The organism is Pseudochelatococcus contaminans (assembly GCF_014195635.1).
Lineage (GTDB): Bacteria > Pseudomonadota > Alphaproteobacteria > Rhizobiales > Beijerinckiaceae > Pseudochelatococcus > Pseudochelatococcus contaminans.
Window position 1 is genome coordinate 13,463 of the sequence record NZ_JACICC010000004.1, and the last position, 19,604, is coordinate 33,066.

The following is a 19,604-nucleotide window of genomic DNA, read 5'->3' on the forward strand; positions in this document are numbered from 1 at the left end:
TACGATCACTATATTCAATCAAATCCAGCCGCGTTTTAATTCAAACAATCATCTGTGCTTGACCTTTGACCGGCGCGGATTAAGCGCGTCGCGCATGGCAAGGCTCGAATGGATACGCGTCACACCGGGAAGACGCGACAGCACCTCGCCGTGAAGCGCTTCATAGGCTGCGGTGTTTTCAACCTCGACACGCAGCCAGTAGTCCACCGCGCCAGTCATAAGAAAACATTCTTTTATTTCCGGACGCTTACGAACTGCAGACTCAAAGCGGGCCAGAAAGTCCTCCGTCTGCCGCTCAAGCGTCACCTGCACCACAACGCTGACAGCATCTTCGCCCTGGCTCACCCCGCTCGTCAAAACCGTATAGCCACGGATGACGCCAATTGTTTCAAGCAGCTTGATCCGACGATGGCAGGCAGATGGCGACAGCCCGACCTCTGCTGCAATCGCGGCATTTGTACGCCGCGCGTTTTGTCGCAGCAGCAACAGGATGGCGCGGTCCACTGCATCCAGGGTTGTGGTCATTTATTTCAGCCTGTCTCGTTTTTATATCAAAATGGCATTATTTTTCGCATAAAATTCGACGAATCGATAACATAATTCACGATCATCCGCATACCATTTAAGAAAAATGGGGGAATGCGGGATGATCGGTCTCGTTCATATTGCCGGTGCGGTGTTGCGCATCGATCTAGGCGCAATCGTTGCTAATTATCACATCATTCGGAAACAGGCCGCCGGTGCCGAGGTGGCGGGCGTCGTTAAAGCCAACGCATATGGGCTTGGCGCGCCGGAAGTTGCGGCGGCATTGGCACAGGCAGGTTGCCGCCATTTCTTCGTCGCGCAGCTCAGTGAGGCTGTGTCGTTGCGTCACGCACTTGACGCGAGTGGGGCGCTCAGCAATGCCACGCTGTACGTTTTAAACGGCCTTCAGCCGGGCGCGGAGTCGGTTGCAGCGGAAATCGGGGTCACCCCGGTCCTCAACTCGCTGGATCAGGTTGATCGCTGGTCCGCCGAAGCTGCCGCGTGCGGACGCGCTCTCCCGGCGGCGCTTCAAGTCGATAGCGGCATGTCTCGCCTCGGCCTGCCGCCTGCGGAGGTGGAGACGCTGGCATCCGCTCCCGAGCGGCTGAATGGCATCGACCTGCGCGTGATCATGAGCCACCTTGCTTGTGCGGACGACGCTACGGCGAAGGCTAATAAAGCGCAAACCGAGGCTTTCGAGGTACTCGCCAGCCGTTTTCCGGGAGTGCCGCGTTCGCTCGATAATTCCGGCGGCAGTTTCCTGCCCCGCGGCCATTTTAATATCGTCCGTCCAGGTATCGCGCTTTATGGAGGGGCACCGCAGGCGGGAAGTCCGAATCCCATGCACCCGGTCGTGACGCTTGAAGCACGGATCGTGCAGGTTCGTGATGTCCCGGCCGGCGTCGGTGTGGGGTATGGTCTCAGTTCCGTTGCCGGCTATGCACGCCGTATCGCCACCATCGCCGTGGGCTACGCCGATGGATGGCCGCGTCATCTGAGCAATTGCGGTTCGGTTTTCATCGGCGGGCACCGGGCACCGATTGCCGGCCGCGTCTCGATGGACAGCATCACAATCGACGTGACTGAAGTGCCTCCGGCGCTGTTGTATCCAGGCGCGTCGGTCGAGCTGCTCGGGCCGCATCAGACTATTGATGACGTAGCGTCCGATGCCGGCACCATCTCCTATGAAATCCTCACCCAACTCGGCCAGCGCTACGCACGGGAGTACATCCCGGTGGCGGAGGGCTGAAATCGGCACGGGGACGCGTCAGAAAATTAATTTGGATGAATCCAATTGCTGAATACATCCGAATTCGAAATATTTAAGAATAAAACTTCTCAATAGTTTGAATAAAAATTCAAGAACAGAGAAATACAGAAAGTAAACCGTCGTTCAACATAAAGATCGCTATCTCCAGAGGTCACAGTCTTATGAAAATCGCTATTCTTGGAAGCGGTGTGATCGGCGTCACATCCGCGTGGTATCTGGCGGAGGCAGGGCACGAGGTGGTCGTTATCGATCGCCAGCCCGGTCCTGCGCTCGAAACAAGTTTTGCCAACGCAGGTGAAATATCACCCGGCTATGCTTCGCCATGGGGCGCGCCAGGCATCCCCTCCAAGGCGCTCCGCTGGTTGTTCATGGAGCACGCGCCGCTGATCCTGCGCCCACAGGCCGATATGGCCATGGTGCGGTGGCTTCTGGCGATGCTCGCCAATTGCACGGAAGCGGCCTATCACGTCAACAAAAGCCGCATGGTTCGTCTTGCCGAGTTCAGCCGCGATGAGTTGATCGCGCTGCGCACCCGCACGGGCATCGCGTATGACGAGCGCAGCCTTGGCACGCTTCAGCTTTTCCGCGAGCAGAAGCAGATGGACGGTATCGCGAAGGACATTGAGGTCTTGCGGGAAGACGGCGTGCCGTTCGAAGTTCTGGACCGCGCGGGCTGCATCGCGGCTGAGCCAGGTTTGGCTAATAGCGCCGTGCCCTTCGTCGGGGGGCTGCGCCTGCCGAACGATGAAACCGGCGATTGCTTCAAGTTCACAAACGCGCTCGCCGATATGGCAAAGGCGAAAGGCGTTACCTTCCTTGCGGAACACTCCATCAAGAGGCTTGTGTCCGAAGGTGGCAAAATAACCCGCATTGAGACGGACAAGGGTAACGTTTCAGCCGATGTCTATCTGGTGGCTTTGGGAAGCTATTCGCCCCATATTCTGGCGCCGCTCGGCATCAAGCTGCCAGTTTATCCGGTGAAAGGTTACTCGATTACCGTGCCGATTACCGAAGAAGCACGTGCTCCGGTTTCGACCATTCTCGATGAGAGCTTCAAGGTGGCCATCACCCGGCTTGGCGACCGCATCCGGGTTGGCGGCATGGCCGAAATTTCCGGGTTCAATCTTGATCTGCCGCCAAGGCGGCGGGCGACACTGGAACATTCCGTCGGTTCGCTTTTCCCCGGTGCCGGCGATCTGCGACAGGGAACCTTCTGGAGCGGTCTGCGTCCCATGACGCCCGACAGCACGCCGGTTATCGGGCCGACATCCATCTCCAACCTGTTCCTCAATACGGGCCACGGCACGCTCGGCTGGACGATGGCATGTGGCTCGGCAAGCTTGATTGCTTCCCGGATCAGTGGCACGACACCACCCGTCGACCCCGAGGGCCTTGACATCACGCGCTACTCCAACTGACCCCTTTATCATTAAGGAGATCTGCTATGAGCATCCAACGTCTGAAATCCGGCCCGCGCATGAGCCAGGCCGTCATCCATAACGGCATCGTTTATCTCGCAGGGCAGGTGGGAACCCCCGGCAAGGACACCGAGACGCAGACCCGCGAAGTGCTGGCCTCCATCGACGACCTGCTTGGCCTGGCCGGAACCAACCGCTCGCGCATTCTTCAGGCGACCGTCTGGCTTGCCGATATGGCCGACTTCGATGTCATGAACGGCGTGTGGGAAGAGTGGACCGGCGGCAAGGATACGCCCGCCCGCGCGACCGGCGAGGTTCGCCTGGCGACGCCTGAATATAAGGTCGAGATCATCGTCGTCGCTGCGCTTCCCTGATAATAGATGCAGGGTGCGGCAAGTTGTAGCATTGAGCGATCAAGGCGACAGCTTGCACGCATCCTGCATTGATTTTTTCATTAAATATATTATTAGACAGGATGCTGCTGCTTCTGTTCCGGCAATTGTCTGCCGATGTCTTCTTTGAGCACCCCCATGCCCGGCAATGAATGCTGCCGTTGATTGCGGGGGAGGTAAGCGTATCAAGGCGCTGTAGAGCGCGACTCCGGACGCTATAGAAAGCCGCAGTTCGCAGTTCAACCGCTCCCTGACGGGGCGTGCACAATTTGCGATGTGTATAAGTCGACACTTCTATTCCGGCCAGGCAGCATCTGCTCTCCGTGGAAAAGAACTATACCTTATGTTCTATCGAAAATGTTTCCGGTGCAATGAATAGCGCTGGATAACCTTCACATTCATGTGGCAGGAGACTCGACCTGCCGGTGCAAATGTCGCACGTATCGATCCCGTAGCTCGACTGGAGCTGCGATCGTCATCCACTCCAAATGCACACTTCAAATCTATAATGGCAGGATCGTTCGATTAGCTGTGGATAGTTATCGAAAATCCATCAATTTGTCGTCAGATGTTTGCAGCGTCTCTAAACTGTAATTCTCGGTTGTTAGGGTTTGCACGCGGCCATTTGCAATGACATACGAGCGGTTTCTGTCGCGCCCGGTCATGTGAGCTATCCGCCAGAACTTCGGGACTGTCCTGACGCCATAGGCCATCTGGGCTCCCGCAATTTTCCAACCATTTAACAAGATGGGACTAGGATCATGAAGAACGCACTCAAGGTAAGCGTTGCCGCTCTCGCTATTGCTGGCGTCTTCTCCGCCACCGGAGCCATTGCCCAGCAGAACCGCGACACCATTCAGATCGCCGGCTCGTCCACGGTTCTGCCGTTCGCATCGATCGTCGCTGAGGAATTCAGCGCCGCGAACCCGCAGTTCAAGACGCCGGTCGTCGCTTCGGGCGGTTCGGGCGGTGGTCTGCGCCAGTTCTGCGAGGGCGTCGGCCCCGCCACCATCGACATCGCGAATGCCTCGCGCCGCATCCGCGCCGGTGAAGTCGAGACCTGCAACAAGAACGGCGTCAACGACATCCGTGAAGTCCGCATCGGTTATGACGGCATCGTCTTCGCCGTTCCGCTGGAAAAGGGCGACTTCGCGCTGGAGCCGGTCCACATTTATAAGGCAATCGCCGACAAGCTCTATGTTGACGGCAAGTGGGTCGCCAACCCCAACAAGACCTGGAAGGACGTTGACGCGTCGCTTCCCGATCAGCCGATCGTGCTCGCCATCCCGGCTCCGAACCACGGCACGCGTGAAGTGTTCGAAGAGCGCGTGATTGCACCTGGCTTCAAGGCCAGCAACCCGCCGGCCGATGCGCCGAAGGAAGCTCAGTCCGCTCTGCGTCAGGACGTCGTCGTCGAGATCGCCGGCGATTACACCGAGACGCTGGCTCGTCTGAAGTCCGACCCCAACACCGTCGGCGTGTTCGGTCTGTCGTTCTACGACCAGAACCGCGATTCGCTGAAGGTTGCCACGGTGTCGGGCGTCGAGCCCACGCTTGAGACCATTGCCAAGGGTGAATACCCGGTGTCGCGTCCGCTCTTCTTCTACGTGAAGGGCGAGCACGTCGGCGTTATCCCCGGCATCAACGAGTACGTCGAGTTCTTCCTTTCCGACGACGTCGCCGGTGAGGGTGGTCGTCTTGAGAGCGCCGGTCTGATCCCCGCTCCGAAGGATGAGACCGCAGCCGTTCTCGAAGCCTACAAGGCAGGCACCAAGCTCACGGCTGACGACGTGAAGTAATCCTGCCGCGGCAATGGCCGGCAGGTTCCACCCGCTGGCCGTCACCGTGACGATATGAACCGATGCATCTGCCGGCCTGAGCGCGGGCAGATGCATTCCCGTTCACTGCGTTCGAGAAGATCATAAAACGTGACATCCTTCATCGTCGCCGCGCTGCTTTTGATCCTGCTGGGGTTGTCTTACAGTCAGGGCTATCTCGGTGGTCGGGCGCTGGCGGCCACAGGTGTGCGTCTGCATTCGCGCCCGCGCTATCACGGCATTCTCGTTGCGATCTGGTGTCTGCTGCCCGCTATTCTCGTGCTCGGCGCATGGGCATTGCTCGGGCCGGGCCTGATGCGCGCATTCGTCATGTCGTATCTGCCGCCGGACGTGCAGGAGCTTGGTCCGCATCAGCTCAATGCCGCCATTCGCCGTGTCGAGGCAATTGCCTCCGGCTATGGCGTTGCAGGGGCGATGGAGCCATGGGAAACCGCCGCCGGCGTTGCGTTGCGCCGCATGCGGGAGTTCGCGTTTCTGGTTGTGATCGCCTCAGCAGCCGGCCTCGGTATTCTGGGGCTGCTTTTTGCCCGCCGCCGCATTTCGCCGCGCCTGCGAGCGCGCAACAGCGTGGAATGGCTGATCCGGCTCTTGCTGCTGGCCTGTTCCGTGGTGGCGGTAATGACCACGCTGGGCATCGTGGTGTCACTGTTCAACGAGGCGATCCAGTTCTTCACCTTTGTTCATCCGTTCGACTTTTTCTTCGGCACGGTATGGAATCCCGGTTTCAGCACCACCGGCACGGCGGCCATCGGCCAATACGGGTTGCTGCCGCTGTTGTGGGGCACCGTGATGGTCGCGGGCATCGCCATGCTCGTCGCGGTTCCAATAGGGCTGTTTACGGCCATTTATCTGTCGCAGTACGCATCCGGACGCCTGCGCGCGGTCGCCAAGCCGGTGATCGAGGTGCTCGCAGGGATTCCTACCATCGTCTATGGCTTTTTCGCGCTGGTGACGGTGGGGCCCTATCTGTCCCGCGTGGGTTCGGTTCTTGGCATCGGAATCAACGCCACCAGCGCCCTTACGGCTGGGCTGGTGATGGGGATCATGATCATCCCGTTCGTGTCGTCGCTGTCGGACGATATCATGCGCCAGGTTCCGCGGTCGCTGCGTGACGGCTCGCTGGGGCTGGGGGCGACGCCTTCGGAAACGATCCGCCGCGTGCTGCTGCCGGCCGCGCTGCCGGGTATTGTGGGCGCGCTTCTGCTGGCCGTCAGCCGGGCCATTGGCGAAACCATGATCGTGGTTCTGGCGGCGGGTAACAGCCCCGTGCTACGTTTCAACCCGGCTGAACCTGTTTCGACGATCACGGTCACCATCGTCAACCAGCTCACCGGCGACTCGGACTTCTCCGGCCCGCAATCGCTCGTCGCCTTTGCGCTCGGCCTGACGCTGTTCATGATCACGCTGGTTCTCAACATGGTTGCGCTCTACATCGTGCGCCGCTTCCGGGAGCAATACGAGTAAAATGGCCAGCCCTTCCAGCACCAGCATCAAAGCACAGGCCGATCGTCGGCGCGTGCGGGTCCGCGCGTCGCTTGGCCGCCGCCATCTCGTCGAATGGCTCTTTCGCGGCGCGGGGCTGACAGCGATTGTTATCGCCCTCGGCATGGTCGTGGGGTTGTTCTGGATCATGATCAGCAAGGGCCTGCCTGCTTTCACGCAGGCAACGCTCTCGGCTGAAGTGACCTTCGATCCCGATATCATCACCGCTGGCCCGCCCCCGGTGCGCGAATCCGGGCAGTCCGAGGCGGACTATCGCGCGGCGCGAATGGCCTGGGAAGGGCAGGTTGCGCGGCTGAACTGGAATGCGCTTGTCGAGCAGGCGGTGCGCAATACCGCGCCGGCGGGGATGGAAGTCGACCGCCGCACGGCGCTGGCGCTGGTGTCGAACATCGACCGGCACAATCTGCGCGACATGTTCGTCGCCAATCCGCACCTGCTGGGCCGCACGGTGAAGGTGGACCTGCTGGCCTCCGCCAATACCGACAACTGGCTCAAAGGTACGATCAACCGCGATCTGCCGGATTCCCGCCAGCAATTGTCGGCAGCGACGCGTCAGCTTGCGGATGCGCTCTATGCGGATGGCAAAATCCGCTTCACCTTCGCGTGGCAGATCTTCACCAACACGGATTCGCGCTCGGCGCCTGCCGCCGCAGGTCTTGCCGGCGCTTTCGTCGGCTCGCTCTATATGATGCTGATCGTGATCGTGCTCGCGGTGCCCATCGGCGCGGCCAGTGCGATTTACCTTGAAGAGTTCGCGCCGAAAAACAGGTTTACCGACTTTATCGAGGTGAACATCAACAATCTCGCGGCCGTGCCATCGATTGTTTTCGGTCTGCTGGGTGCGGCTGTGTTCATCCGTTACTTCGGGCTGCCGATGTCGGCACCCATCGTCGGTGGTCTTGTATTGACCCTGATGACGCTGCCGACGATCATCATCGCTACGCGCTCGGCGTTGCGGGCGGTACCGATGTCGCTGCGGCAGGCGGCGCTTGGTATAGGCGCATCCCATAATCAAACAGTGTTTCACCATGTGCTGCCGGTGACGTTTCCCGCGATCCTGACCGCGTCGATCATCGGCGTGGCACAGGCGCTGGGCGAAACAGCGCCGCTGTTGTTGATCGGCATGAATGCCTTCGTCGCCGCCATTCCGGCGACCCCGTTCGACAAGTCCACGGCGCTGCCGGCCCAGATATTCCTGTGGCAGGGCAACGAGAACCGCAATTTCTTCGAAGCCCGCACCTCGGCGGCGATCATGGTGTTGCTCGCGCTCATGATTACACTGAACGCCCTGGCCATTTTCCTGCGTACCCGACTGGAGCGCCGCGTATGACCTCTTCTCACCCGTCCGACGCCCAAGCCGTCAGCGCCAGTTCTTCCGCCCGTGACGCCGCGCTTCACGATGTCGGCGCGACGAAGCCGGTATTAGCCAATCCGCTGACGGAGAAGGACGAGACTGTCCGCTCACCGGATCTGGAGACGCGCGAATATCGGCTGCAGGCGCGGGACGTCTGTGTTTTCTATGGCGAGAAGCAGGCCCTGTTCGACGTGTCGCTCGACGTGCCGGAAAAGGCTGTCACGTCGCTGATCGGCCCGTCGGGTTGCGGCAAGACCACGTTTCTGCGCTGCATCAACCGCATGAACGACACCATCGAGGGCTGCCGCGTCACGGGCAAGATCACGCTCGACGGGGAAGATATTTACGACCCTTCTCTCGATGTGGTGGAACTGCGTTCGCGCGTCGGCATGGTGTTTCAAAAACCCAATCCGTTCCCCAAATCGATTTATGAAAACGTGGCCTATGGCCCACGTATTCACGGCCTTGCGCGTTCGCGTACCGAGATGGACGAAATCGTCGAGGCCAGCCTCAAGCGCGCCGGCCTCTGGAGTGAGGTCAAGGATCGCCTGCGCGAATCCGGTACGGGCCTGTCAGGTGGCCAGCAGCAGCGCCTGTGCATCGCGCGGGCTATTGCCGTCAGCCCCGAGGTGATCCTGATGGACGAGCCATGCTCCGCGCTCGATCCCATCGCGACCGCCGTGATCGAGGAACTGATCGACGAATTGCGCGCGCATTACACGATCATCATCGTCACGCATTCCATGCAGCAGGCCGCGCGCGTGAGCCAGAAAACAGCATTCTTCCATCTCGGCAAACTGATCGAGGAAGGGCCGACGGAAGTGATCATGCAGACGCCGCGGCACAAGAAAACGCAGGACTACATCACGGGGCGCATTGGCTGAAACGCCGGGCGCACGCCTGTACTCTGGTGTGGTTTATTCTTATTTGCGCCCAATTCGGATCGCCGGATTGGGCGCAAGCTTTTTCAAAGGCATGCAGGCCCTCATGATGATTGACATGATTAATCAAACGTATTGTGTCGATTATAATTTCATGCTGTTGACGTTATTCCTATAGAGGCACGCGATGCGCAGCCTTGAAGATGAATGTGGCGACATAAATCCTTTGCGCGATCAAGTATATTGTTATTGAAGCATTCGAATTCGCAAGCTGACATGTTGCATTAACGTGTAAGTTGGAATCGACTGTCGTCACAGATCGAATCGAGCCTATTCGAGGAATGATGAATACCGTTTCGAACCAGCCCGCCGATGCCCCTGACCAGAAGCAGACGACAGCCACAGGTTCAGCGCCTGTCCCGCCACCTGCCGCGCCGAAAACATCGGATCACAAGGGGTTCAGGACGCTGTTGCTCGCGGGCGCGGCCGTTGTCGTGCTGGCTGTCGCGGCATGGGCGGGGTGGCAATACTGGACGGTGTGGCAATATGAAATTTCGACCGACGACGCCTATCTCCATGCGGATTTCGTCAATGTCGCGCCCGAGGTGTCCGGTTACGTCATCGCGGTCAACGTGCAGGACAACGAGCCGGTGAAGAAGGGTGACGTGATTGCCGTCATCGACCCGGTGCCGTATCAGGCCGCAGTGGCGGAGGCGGAGGCCACGGTCAGCTATAATCAGGCGCTTGCGGCGCAGACACAGGCGGAGCTGGATGCTCAGCCCGCGCTGGTCGACGAGGCGAAGGCATCCGTGGCGGTGAGCGAGGCGGCGCTGAAATTCGCGCAAGAGAACATGGCGCGTTTCGGTACGCTGGCAAACGAGGGTTTCGGCACGCAGCAGGCCCGGCAGGAAGCAACGTCCCAGCTGGGCCAAGCGCAGGCGCGGTTGGATCTGAACCGCGCTGCCGTCATTGCGGCGGAGCGCAGGATCGCGACTTTGAAAGCGGGCCTGGCCGCGTCTGAAGCCTCCATCAAGGAAAGCCAGGCGGCGCTCCAGAAGGCCAGGTTCAGCCTTGAACGCACGACGCTGCGCGCGCCGATTGACGGCGTGGTCGGCAATCGCGCTTTGCGTCTTGGCATGTTCGTGCAGCCTGGCAGCCAGTTGCTGGCCATCGTGCCGCTGGAAGCGATTTACGTCCGGGCCAATGTCAAGGAAACAAACCTTGCTGTGGTGGAGCCGGGGTTGCCGGTGTCCATCAGCGTGGACGCCTTCCCAGACAGGCCGCTGCGCGGGGTCATTGCCTCCATTGCCCCTGCGGCGGGCCAGATATTCGCGCTGCTGCCGCCTGACAACGCCACGGGCAATTTCACCAAGGTCGTGCAGCGCGTGCCTGTGCGGATCGCTATCGATCCGCACGACGAACTGGCCGGACGCTTGCGTCCCGGCATGTCGGTCACGACGACGATCCAGACGCGGGGCGAGCGGGTGGACCCGGCAACATTTGGGGCTGGACGCACTGCCGCGAACGGGGCCGACGCCGGCGCCGCAGGTCATTAAACATGAGCGCCGTCACGGCCGCGCCCGCGCCGGAGAAGGAAGACGCCAGCCTGCGCACGTGGCTGGCAATGTTCGGCTGCATGCTCGGCGCGCTCATGTCGGTGCTCGACATTCAGGTGACGAATGCGTCACTGCCGCAAATCGAAGGCGGCATCGGTACGGGTGAAGCCAACGGCACGTGGATATCGACGGCCTATCTGATTGGCGAAATCATCATGATTCCGCTGGCGGATTATCTCAGCCGCGTGTTCGGATTCCGGCGACTGCTGCTGGGCAGTACGGTGATGTTCCTCGTCTTTTCGGTCAGTTGCGCTTTCGCCACCAGCATCGACCAGATGATTTTCATGCGGGGTTTTCAGGGCTTCTCCGCCGGGGCGATGATTCCGCTGGCGTTGACGTTCGTGCTGTCGCAACTGCCGCGCCGGCAGCAGCCCATCGGCATGGCGGTGTTCGCAATGACGGCGACGTTCGGCCCGGCATTCGGCCCGACGCTGGGCGGGTATCTCACCACCCACTTCGACTGGCGCTATGTGTTCTTCATCAACCTGGTTCCCGGCGCGCTGATGCTGTCGCTGCTCTATCCCACGCTGAAGCCGGAGAAGATGCGGCTATCGCTGTTGAAGGAGGGCGACTGGTGGGGCATCGCGTTTCTCATTGTGGGCCTCGCGAGCTTGCAGACCATGCTGGACGAGGGGAACCGCTATAACTGGTTTGGCTCGTCCTATATCGTGCAACTGGCGTTGGTCGCCGGCATCAGCCTCACCATCTTCGTCATCATTGAACTGGTGGTGGAAAAGCCCGTCGTGCACCTGCGGTTGCTGGGTTATTACAATTTCACGCTGGGCACTATCGCCAATATCATCGTCGGCGTAACGCTTTACGGGTCGATCTACGTATTGCCGACCTATCTGGGCGAGGTGCAGGGCTACAGCTCGCAGCAGGTGGGCATGGTGATGGCATGGGCCGGCATTCCGCAGCTTTTCATCATTCCCTTCCTGCCGCTGCTCCAGAAGCATGTCGACGCCAGGCTGCTGATCGGTGTCGGGCTGCTGATATTCGCGTCGAGCTGCTTCATGGATATCTGGCTGACGGCCGATTTCGGCGGCGAACAGTTGCGGCAGAGCAATATCGTGCGCGCTATCGGCCAGGCCGTGGTGATGGCGCCGCTGACACTCATCGCGCTTTATGGATTGCCGAAGGAACTCTCCGGGCAGGCCTCCGGCCTGTTCAACATGATGCGAAACATCGGCGGGGCGGTGGGCACCGCTATGCTGGCCACGATCATCACCAAGCGCACCGATTATCACGCCAACATCATCGGCGAGTCCGCCACCAGCACCAATCCCACCGCGCTTGAAATGCTGAAGCAGATGCAGGCCTATTTTCTGGAGCGCGCCACGACGGACGCGGATCTGGCCTATCGCAAGGCGCAGGTACTTCTGGGGCGGATCGTGGAGAAACAGGCGCTCATCATGGGCTATTCCGATGCGTTCTTCGTGATGGGAATCCTGCTGCTGATAGCGATCGTCGCGGTGGCCTTTACACGCGCGCCTAATTGATGATCAATATAATGCATCATCGACGGAACGTTTTACGATTGAACGGCATCGGTGTTCGAAGTATTTTTCCTGATGGAACAAGACTGTCTGGCGCTCTGGTAAAGTCAAATTCCATTATGCATGCTTTGCCACGGAGAGTTGGATGTCATCATCCCGGCGGTCGAATGTCTGGCTGACGAACCTGCCGGTTCAATGGCAGCTCGTTAGCGTCATCGCTTTTCTGGTCGCCATTCTGGTGCTGGTGCTCGGCTTCAACACGCTCGCGATAAGAAGCGCGAGCGATGCCCAGATCGAGGCGGAAAATCTCACCCGGATCATCAACCAGAGCAACGTGGCCGCCCGTGCGGTGGCGGCGCGGAAAATCGCGTTGACGCGATTGATGTTCGAGCACAACGATGCAACCCGGCACACGTTCGAGGTATCGAATACGGATGTCCAATCAGAGATCGCCCGGTTGTCAGAGATTACGGGCAAGATACCCAACCTGCTGATCAAGGCGCAAAGTGCATCCAACGTGAATCAGGAATGGGTGCTTGAGGCCGCCTTGCCCATGGTTGCGTTCGCGGAGCGCATGCAGCGGGATAACGCCGTCGAAAGCGAGCGCGACGCACGGCTGAGTGCCTTCTTTGCCGCTGAGGCCAATGAAGGCGGCAGCCGCAGGATCATTACGTTTCTCGACGAACTCGCTGCGGGCGCCAACACGCGGCTGGAGGAAACCCGCCGCGAGGTCGATGCGCGCAAGGACCAGATCGGATACCTCAACGCCATCGCCCTCATCCTGACGCTCGTTGCCGGTGTCGCGTCGCTGTTTCTGGCAAATGCGCTGATCGCCCGGCCACTGCGGCAGCTGGCTGGCCTGATGGAGCGTCTCGCCCGGCACGATCACAAGATCGACATTCCGTTTCAGGACCGGGGCGACGAGGTGGGCACTATCAGCCGCGCGCTGGGTGTATTCAAGGAAATGTCCATCGCCACCCACCAGAACGAATGGGTGAAGACGAGCATCGGCGAATTGTCCGCGCGGATACAGCAAGCGGAGACCATGCGGGACTTCGCGCAGGCGCTGCTGGAAGATCTGGTGCCGCGTCTTGATGCTGGCGTCGGGCTGTTCTTCCGGTATGATGAGGCCAGCGGGGAACTGGCCCGCGTCGGCAGTTACGGCTATCGCGAGCGCCGGCACACGGCAACCACCTACAAGCCAGGCGAGGGGCTTGTGGGACAGTGTGCGCTTGAGCGCAAGTCCATTCTTCTGAGCCCCGTTCCTGACGACTATATCAACATTCACTCCGGTTCCGGGGAGGCAAGCCCCCGCAGCGTGCTGCTGATGCCTGTCCTCGCGCACGACAGGCTGCTCGGCGTGCTCGAACTTGCCAGCTTCAAACCCTTCGAGGGGAAGCGGCAGCGTCTGGTGGAAGAGGCTGTCGAGGTCGTGGCGTTGTCGCTGGACAATCTCGGCCGCGCCATCAGAACTACCGAACTGCTTGAGCAGAGCCAGCAGCAGACGCAGCAGCTTCAGGTCGCCGAAGAGGAACTGCGCATCCAGCAGGAGGAATTGCGCACGACGAACGAGCAGTTGCAGGAAAAATCGCAGCGGCTCATTGCTTCTGAGGAGGAGTTGCGCGTTCAGGCGGAGGAATTGCAACATTCCAACGACGATTTGCGTCGCCATTCCGAAGCCGTCAACCAGCAGAAAACACGACTGGAAGCGTTGCAGAAGGAAACGGAGCTGAAGGCGGCCGATCTTGAACGCGCCAACCAGTACAAGTCCCAGTTCCTCGCCAATATGTCTCACGAGTTGCGCACGCCTCTCAACAGCATGCTCATTCTGTCGCAGCATCTTGCGGAAAACCGGACGGGTAATCTGGATGAAGAGCAGGTGGAATCGGCAACGATCATCCATTCCAGCGGCTTCAACCTTCTCCAACTCATCAACGATATCCTCGACCTGTCGAAGGTGGAAGCGGGCAAGATGGAGGTCGCGCATGACGTTATCTCGCTTCCAGCGTTCCGCCAGCGTCTTGAACGCAACTTCCGCCATGTTGCGCAGGAGAAGGGGCTCGCTTTCACCGTCTCGTATGAGGGCGACGTTCCTGAGCGGGTCGTGACCGACGAGGGCAAGCTGGAGCAGATCACCAACAACCTGTTGAGCAACGCCTTCAAGTTCACCCGCGAAGGATCTGTCAAAGCAACGTTTTCTGCGATTCCCGATGAAGGAGTCCTCGTTATCGATGTGTCGGACACAGGCATCGGCATTCCCGAGGACAAGCTCGAAACCGTCTTCGAGGTGTTCGAGCAGGTCGATGCGAGCACGCGGCGGGAATTTGGCGGCACTGGCCTAGGGCTGACAATATCCCGCAATCTGGCTGTTCTGCTGGGGGGGACGCTGACGGTGCGGAGCGTCGTCAACGAGGGAACGACCTTCCGCCTGACATTGCCACTGGAGGAAGCCAAGGAACAGGACGATCGTGCAAAAGACATGCGGGGCAATGAGGTCCGCGGGAGGAACGGGCGGTCTGCGCCTGCCCCCCGGCCCGTGCCGATACCGCGCCGTGCGGTGCACGACATCGAGGATGACCGGAACGATCTGACAGAGGGCACGCCGCGCATCCTGATCATCGAAGACGATCCTGCCTTCATCCGCATTCTTGTTGGCGTCGTCCGGCGTAACGGCTGTCAGGCATTGGCGGCAACGGACGGCGAGAGTGGACTGGCGCTCGCACGCAGTTTCACCCCGACTGGCATCCTGCTCGACATTTCGCTGCCCGGTATGGATGGTTGGACCGTTATCGAAAATTTGAAGCAGGATGCGGCGACCCGTGGCATTCCGGTGCACATCGTCTCGGCCAACGATGACGTGTCACGTGGCAAACAGATGGGCGCTATCGGCTTCCTCACGAAACCCGTGAGTTCGGAGCAGCTTTCCGAGGCGCTTGGCGCGCTGGTGCGGTCCACGGCGGACCGCAGGCAGCGCATTCTCGTTGTGGATGATGACGAAAGCGCGCGCATCGCCGTGCAGAAGCTGTTGCACAAGGATGGTGTCGAGGTGGTGATGGTGGCATCCGGTGAGGAGGCACTGGAGCGCATTGCCGGCAGCGAATTCGATTGCATGGTGCTCGATCTCGGGTTGCCCGGCATGTCCGGCTTCGAACTTCTGGAAAATCTGGTCGAAGAGAAGCGGCATCTGCCCGTGGTGATTTACTCGGCACGCGATGTTTCCGCTGAGGAAAGTCTTCGCCTTCGCAGCTATACGGACAGCATTGTCATCAAGGGAGCGTTGTCTCCCGAACGCCTCATTGATGAGGTGAACCTGTTCCTGCATAGCGTGCGGAAAGATCCGGTCGCGGTGCAGGCATATCCTGAGGGTGAACTGTCGGGACGGCATGTTCTGCTGGTCGATGACGACATGCGCAACATATACGCCCTTGCCAAGGTTCTGAGGGCCGAAGGCATGACCGTCATCCTCGCGCAGGATGGTGCTAAAGCCTTGTCCCAACTTGATGCTCATCCTGAAACCGAACTGGTGTTGATGGATATCATGATGCCGGTCATGGACGGATATGAAGCCATAGCCGCCATCCGGGCGAGAAAGGGGACGTTCACCGATCTTCCCATCATCGCCCTGACGGCGAAGGCGATGAAGGACGACCGGGAAAAATGCCTTGCGGCCGGGGCCAATGATTACATGTCCAAGCCGGTCGACATTCCGCGGTTGATGTCCATGATGCGGACATGGCTGTTCAGATGACGCCCGACGACGCCTCTGTCGATCTCGAAGAGATTGAAATCGATCTCTTCATTGAAGCGATGTTGCGGCGATATGGCTACGATTTTCGCGACTATGGCCGTGCCTCTCTCACGCGCCGTGTGCTCAACCTGACGCGCAGGTTCGGCGTGCGCAATATCAGCGAACTGACGGCGCAGGTGCTGCATACGCCTCAGCGGCTGGAGGAAGTGATCTCGGGGCTTTCGGTTCCGGTATCGGAGTTTTTTCGCGATCCGCTGACTTTTCGGGCGCTGAAGACGCAGGTGTTTCCGTTCCTGGCCTCGTTTCCGCAGATCACGATCTGGCAGGCCGGGTGTGCGCACGGTGAGGAAGTCTATTCCCTCGCCATCCTGCTGACTGAAGCAGGGCTTTATCCGCGCTGCCGGATTTTTGCCACCGACATGTCCCAGCAGGCGCTGGTAGAGGCCAGAAAGGGAATCGTACCGCTCGGCGACATACGGCAGGCAAGCAGCCGCTATCTCGAAAGCGGCGGTGGCAGGAGCCTCTCACAGTATTTTCATGCCCGTTACGATCTTGCGAAGTTCGACGAAAAGCTGATCGAGAACGTCACCTTCGCCCGGCATAATCTGGCCACCGACGGTGTTTTCTGCGAAGCGCACCTCGTTCTTTGCCGCAACGTCATGATCTACTTCAACGACCAGCTTCAGCGCCGGGCGCTGCAACTCTTCGCGGAGACGCTGGTGCGCAGCGGTTTTCTGTGCATCGGTGATCGAGAGAACTTGCACGTTCACGCGGATGTGCCATTTGAACATGCGGACAAGACCTTGCCGATCTATCGTCTCCGCCGTGCGGTGGATGCGCCGTGATAACGCTCGTGATTGGCGGTTCTGCCGGGGGAACGGTTGCGCTGCGGCGTTTTCTGCCGCGTCTGTCGTCGCAATTCGACGGGGCGATAATCGTCATGAGCCATCTGGGGCCGGGTGGCGGCGATCTTCTGGTGAACGGCCTTCGGAATATCTGTGGGCTGCCTGTTCGTCTGGCGATGGAGCGAGAACCAGTTGAGCGCGGTGTTATTCACATCGCTCCGGAGGGTTATCACTTGCTCATCGAGTATAGCCGCCGCTTTTCCTATTCTGTTGACGAACGCGTGTCTTTCTCGCGGCCGTCTATTGATGTATTATTCGCGAGCGCAGCCCGGGTCTACAGGAAAGAGCTGGTTGGGCTTGTTTTGAGCGGTGCCAATGCAGATGGCGCGGAGGGCTTGCGTATCATTCGTCGTCTCGGGGGAAAGGCATTGGTTCAAGACCCTCGGGAGGCTGAAATGCAGGCGATGCCGCTTGCGGCAGTCTCTCATGCCGGTTGTGATTTATGCGCCCCCGTAGCCACGCTTGCAGACTATATCAACAACGACATGGATTGATGATCTTGGCAGAGCTTGCATGTTCCGATGCTATCGTCCCACAGCCGAAAATTCTTGTGATCGACGATATCAAGGCCAATCTCGTCGCCATGCGGCGGGTGCTCGGCAGCATGAGCGCGACCATTTATGAAGCAAGCTCCGGAAACGAGGCGCTGGCGCTGTGTCTCGATCACGACTTCGCCCTCATCCTTCTCGATGCGCACATGCCCGACATGGACGGTTTCGAGGTCGCCAGACTGCTGGCTGACGATCCGAAAACATGCAGCATCCCCGTCATCTTCGTGACAGCCGCGTATCTGGACGATCTCAACCGTCTGAAGGGGTACACGTTTGGCGCCGTGGATTATATCGCCAAGCCGATCAACGACGCGGTGCTGCTCTCCAAGGTGACGGTCTTTCTCGATCTACACGTCAGCAAGCTGCGGCTGACCGCCGCATTGCAGGAGCTTGAGAAACGCACCCGGCAGCTTGAGGAAGAGATTCACGAGCGCAAGCGCATCGAAAAGCAGATCCGCCACATGGCCATGCACGATGCGCTGACGGGGCTGGGCAACCGTATGCTGTTTCTGGATCAGCTATCCCGTGAGGCGTCTTTCGCGACGCGCCACGGCAGCATGTTCGCGCTGCTCTACATCGATATTGACGGCTTCAAGCAGGTCAACGACAACTTCGGGCATGTGGTCGGCGACAGGCTGCTCGCGGCCATCGCCACACGGTTGCGCTCGGCGATACGGCACGAGGACGTCGCGGTGCGTCTGGGCGGCGACGAGTTCGCGGTTATCATGTCTCCCGTATCTGGTAGCGAGGCAGCGCAGCAGAAAGCGCAAATGATCGTCGCATGCATCAACGAGCCTTTTTCTCTTGCCTTCAACGATGCGCAGGCGACCGTCACGATCAGCGCCAGTATCGGCATTGCTCTGTTTCCCACCGACACCGAAGATACCGATGAACTGATCCGCCTGACCGATCAGGCAATGTATGCCGTCAAGAAAAGCGGGAAAAGCGGCACTCTGCTGGTTTCGGATCTGGCCGCCGGCGTCTGAACCGCAGCGGTGTCGGATGCCTGCATCGGTTTTCCATCAAATCGGTTCATCGAACTGAATACAAGTTGCGATAGACTCTCAAATCAATGCCCGCCGGCACCGTTTTCCGTCAGGAGAGCCTGGGGCAGAGGTGGAACGTCCGAACGACAACGATATGGCTGGAAAAGCATGAGCACGAACATTCTCGGGTTGACGCGCGCGCTTGTCTACGCCGCCGATGCCCATGCCAATCAGCGGCGCAAGGGAGCGGCGCAGGAGCCTTATATCAACCATCTGATCGAAGTGCTCGATCTCGTCGCCAAGGCCACGGGCGGCGAGGACGAGGAATTGCTCATCGCGGCGCTGTTGCATGACGTGGTTGAAGACACGCCGACTTCGGCTGAAAATCTGGCTGCTGCCTTCGGGGAGCGGGTGGCGCGGATCGTCACCGAAAATTCAGACGACATGACCCTGCCCAAGGATGAACGCCGCCGGCAACGGATTGCGGCCATGACGCATAAGTCTGCGGATGCGCGCATCGTCAAGATCGCCGACGTGATCTCGAACCTGCGCGCCATCGCCGTATCGCCGCCGGCTGGCTGGACCGTGGATTATCGTCTTGGCTATCTTGAGGGGTGCCGGCAACTGATTGCGGCGGGCCGGGGCGCCAATGCGGCAATCGAGAGGCTGTTCGACGAAACTGCCGCCGTTGCCGAGCGGACGATCCGCGCCGATGCAGCTTTCGAGGTCGATGGGGCCGAGGTGATTGCACGGCATCTCGACAGCGTCATCGGGCAGGCGGTGCATTTGATTTACGTGCCGAACACCGAAGAACGGGACATCACCGACGCGGATATGGAATTGTTGTGCCAGACCATCTCGCGCAGTTTCCCGTCCGCCACGGTGCAGCATGCCGATTCGATCTTTGATGGAAGACGGCGGCAAATACTGCTTGCACGCATCCGCAGCGATAGCACCGATGCGGTGGTGGCGCTGGCGCAGCGGCTCTGCATCGTTTTCAAGCAGCGCTTTGTCGGGATCGAGGTCGGCGGGCGGTATATCCGCGTCTATGCCGACGATACCGGCGCATAACGATATGAAATACAAAGCGCCGGGACGCTCCTGTGGAACGTCCCGGCGTT

Annotated in this window: 15 protein-coding genes; 14 read left to right on the forward strand and 1 reads right to left on the reverse strand. The window is 59.7% G+C overall.

Annotation, left to right across the window (positions count from 1 at the left end; translation table 11 throughout):
- Nucleotides 1–48: 48 nt before the first annotated feature.
- On the reverse strand, nucleotides 49–525 hold the full coding sequence (locus FHS81_RS08760; protein ID WP_183752079.1) for an Lrp/AsnC family transcriptional regulator: 477 nt from the start codon (nucleotides 523–525) through the stop codon (nucleotides 49–51).
- 121 nt (nucleotides 526–646) lie between these two features.
- On the opposite strand from FHS81_RS08760, the gene alr reads away from it, so the two are divergent.
- From alr to FHS81_RS08830, 14 genes are all read left to right on the forward strand, one after another.
- The gene (gene alr, locus FHS81_RS08765) at nucleotides 647–1,774 is read left to right on the forward strand and encodes an alanine racemase (RefSeq protein ID WP_183752081.1); all 1,128 of its coding nucleotides are present in this window, start codon (nucleotides 647–649) and stop codon (nucleotides 1,772–1,774) included.
- 182 nt (nucleotides 1,775–1,956) lie between these two features.
- A complete protein-coding gene (locus tag FHS81_RS08770; protein WP_183752083.1) occupies nucleotides 1,957–3,213 on the forward strand; it encodes a D-amino acid dehydrogenase in 1,257 nt (418 codons plus the stop codon).
- A 26-nt stretch (nucleotides 3,214–3,239) separates the two neighbouring features.
- Complete coding sequence (locus tag FHS81_RS08775; RefSeq protein ID WP_183752086.1) at nucleotides 3,240–3,587, forward strand: RidA family protein; 348 nt, start codon at nucleotides 3,240–3,242, stop codon at nucleotides 3,585–3,587.
- A 779-nt stretch (nucleotides 3,588–4,366) separates the two neighbouring features.
- Nucleotides 4,367–5,404: a substrate-binding domain-containing protein gene (locus FHS81_RS08780; protein ID WP_183752088.1), complete on the forward strand. Its 1,038-nt coding sequence runs from the start codon at nucleotides 4,367–4,369 to the stop codon at nucleotides 5,402–5,404.
- A 129-nt stretch (nucleotides 5,405–5,533) separates the two neighbouring features.
- On the forward strand, nucleotides 5,534–6,907 hold the full coding sequence (pstC, locus tag FHS81_RS08785) for a phosphate ABC transporter permease subunit PstC (protein ID WP_183752090.1): 1,374 nt from the start codon (nucleotides 5,534–5,536) through the stop codon (nucleotides 6,905–6,907).
- A gap of 1 nt (nucleotide 6,908) precedes the next feature.
- Entirely contained in the window at nucleotides 6,909–8,276 is a 1,368-nt protein-coding gene (gene pstA / locus FHS81_RS08790; RefSeq protein ID WP_183752092.1) for a phosphate ABC transporter permease PstA, read from the forward strand.
- Nucleotides 8,277–8,416: 140 nt separating this feature from the next.
- Entirely contained in the window at nucleotides 8,417–9,184 is a 768-nt protein-coding gene (gene pstB / locus FHS81_RS08795; protein ID WP_343052473.1) for a phosphate ABC transporter ATP-binding protein PstB, read from the forward strand.
- A gap of 338 nt (nucleotides 9,185–9,522) precedes the next feature.
- Entirely contained in the window at nucleotides 9,523–10,737 is a 1,215-nt protein-coding gene (locus tag FHS81_RS08800; RefSeq protein ID WP_183752096.1) for an HlyD family secretion protein, read from the forward strand.
- A 2-nt stretch (nucleotides 10,738–10,739) separates the two neighbouring features.
- Nucleotides 10,740–12,296 carry a DHA2 family efflux MFS transporter permease subunit gene (locus tag FHS81_RS08805; RefSeq protein WP_183752098.1) on the forward strand — a complete coding sequence of 519 codons (1,557 nt, stop codon included), beginning with the start codon at nucleotides 10,740–10,742 and terminating at the stop codon, nucleotides 12,294–12,296.
- A gap of 142 nt (nucleotides 12,297–12,438) precedes the next feature.
- Nucleotides 12,439–16,041 carry a response regulator gene (locus tag FHS81_RS08810; protein WP_183752100.1) on the forward strand — a complete coding sequence of 1,201 codons (3,603 nt, stop codon included), beginning with the start codon at nucleotides 12,439–12,441 and terminating at the stop codon, nucleotides 16,039–16,041.
- A complete protein-coding gene (locus FHS81_RS08815; RefSeq protein ID WP_183752102.1) occupies nucleotides 16,026–16,886 on the forward strand; it encodes a CheR family methyltransferase in 861 nt (286 codons plus the stop codon). The genes FHS81_RS08810 and FHS81_RS08815 overlap by 16 nt, the downstream gene beginning before the upstream one ends.
- Nucleotides 16,883–17,440: a chemotaxis protein CheB gene (locus FHS81_RS08820; protein ID WP_183752104.1), complete on the forward strand. Its 558-nt coding sequence runs from the start codon at nucleotides 16,883–16,885 to the stop codon at nucleotides 17,438–17,440. Before FHS81_RS08815 ends, FHS81_RS08820 begins: the two co-directional genes overlap by 4 nt.
- Nucleotides 17,441–17,496: 56 nt before the next feature.
- A complete protein-coding gene (locus FHS81_RS08825) occupies nucleotides 17,497–18,483 on the forward strand; it encodes a two-component system response regulator (protein WP_210281617.1) in 987 nt (328 codons plus the stop codon).
- Nucleotides 18,484–18,651: 168 nt separating this feature from the next.
- Nucleotides 18,652–19,554 (forward strand): HD domain-containing protein, encoded by a 903-nt coding sequence (locus tag FHS81_RS08830; RefSeq protein ID WP_183752109.1) that lies wholly within the window; start codon nucleotides 18,652–18,654, stop codon nucleotides 19,552–19,554.
- Nucleotides 19,555–19,604: the final 50 nt, after the last annotated feature.